This is a genomic window from Paenibacillus senegalensis JC66, from assembly GCF_000285515.1.
Taxonomy (GTDB): domain Bacteria; phylum Bacillota; class Bacilli; order Paenibacillales; family NBRC-103111; genus Paenibacillus_L; species Paenibacillus_L senegalensis.
Genome location: NZ_HE610963.1, coordinates 33,776 through 35,379 on the forward strand (window position 1 = coordinate 33,776; position 1,604 = coordinate 35,379).

At 49.8% G+C, this 1,604-nt stretch carries 1 protein-coding gene and 1 pseudogene; one reads left to right on the forward strand and one right to left on the reverse strand.

The window, feature by feature from the left end:
* Positions 1–465, reverse strand: a pseudogene (locus PSHG_RS30970) (collagen-like protein); the annotation flags it as partial.
* 540 nt (positions 466–1,005) lie between these two features.
* Between PSHG_RS30970 and PSHG_RS22595 the strand changes: the two are divergent.
* Complete coding sequence (locus tag PSHG_RS22595) at positions 1,006–1,569, forward strand: hypothetical protein (protein ID WP_010278182.1); 564 nt, start codon at positions 1,006–1,008, stop codon at positions 1,567–1,569.
* Positions 1,570–1,604: the final 35 nt, after the last annotated feature.

Below are 1,604 nucleotides of genomic sequence, written 5' to 3' on the forward strand. Positions count from 1 at the left end.
GTATATGCCCGGGTCTTTGTAATCGTCCAGGCTACTCGTGGACTGCTCTCGCATAAACGGCATAACGCCATTTGACGCATCCAGCGTCACCACGCCGGTCTGGCCGTTAATGCTGATGACGCCGCCCGGCGCCCCGGTCGGGCCGACTGGTCCTGTCGGGCCGCGCAGGGTAGGGATATTGGTCGCCGTCTTGAGCTTGGAGTCGAGCATCATCTCCTGGCGGAAGATCGTATCCAGCATAGCTTGGGTACTTTGATTCACTTCCAGCACTTGCTGCAGTGTTGCCGGCGGACCACTTGCCCCCTGAAGCGTACCTAAAGCAAATTGAATTTTCTCTCCTTCCGCATTGATGATGTGGGCAAGCCCCAACTCTTCCATCGCGATAGAGGACATCAACAGGTTCACCACATCATCCCGTGTCAGCGTTATGTTCGGAGATATGTTAGGAATATTCGGATTGGACAAGGCACGAACCTCCTTATTAATAGAACTGATCTAGTATATGCCGATTTGTAATTCTGGTAAGGTATGAGAGCCTTGTAGAAAGGTGAATTCCGCGATATGGATAAAAAGATACGGTAAAGTGGAGGAGTTGGATTTAGTCTAATTTGAGACTGAAGTGTGTTTAAAGCAGCAATAAAGTAGAGGACTTTTGGATTGAAATGAACGATATCGCGGGTGAGGAATAGGACAGCAATCTGGCCGAACACCAATACTATAAATGACCGGGAGCAGCGGGTTGATTTTACTGAAGAAAACTAATAAGATTAGTCTTATATAATAACAGGTTAGTTTTCCGGGTGTGACGTCAAGTAGCGAATTGGATGTCGCTGAAGATTCAGCGAAAATGGCCTATTCGGCCGACAGGATGTGATTTTATCCGGAATGCTGCAAATTTTGAATAGCAGATTTATGTTTGCATTCTACCGTCACACCTTCTTTCAGCGCTTGCTGTCAATTCCTGCATTACTGGAATCCGGCCCATTTCTGTAAAGGAGCGATAATATGTTTGCTGGGCATTTTGGCGTGGCCGCTGCCGTGAAAGCTAAAGCACCTGAAGTTCCGCTGTGGGCGCTGTTCGTTGGCACTCAACTGTATGATTTGATTTTTTTGCCTTTATCGATGCTTGGTCTTGAGACTCTGGAGGGGGAAGGCTATGGAGGGGCATTTATAACTGCCTTCTATTCGCATTCTCTCGTTAGTGCTTTAGTGATTGCAGGGTTGGCTGCGTGGCTGGCTGCGGCCCGATGGGGAATGCGGGCGGGAGTGATCCTTGGCCTGGTCACTTTCAGCCACTGGTTATTGGACTTGATTGTTCACCGCCCGGATCTGGCCCTCTTACCGGGCAACCTGGGCAATCTCCCGCTAATAGGGCTGGGGTTGTGGACGATGCCTGCAGCCAGTTTGGCGCTTGAAATCGCCATTCTTGCCACAGGAGGTTTGTTGTATTTTCGTTATGCCTGGAGGAGTGCCGGCCCTGGAAAACGCGGAAGAGGCATGGCCAAAGGCGTAGCCATGCTGCTCTTTCTTGCGGCCGCTTTGGCTATGGATGTGATTCCAACGCTTTGACCTGTCTTTCAAAAAAGATTTCCTGAGCCACCCAA

Excerpts from the sequence above, each read along its gene's own strand:
- PSHG_RS22595 (WP_010278182.1), top strand. The coding sequence starts at position 1,006 with ATGTTTGCTGGGCATTTTGGCGTGGCCGCTGCCGTGAAAGCTAAAGCA.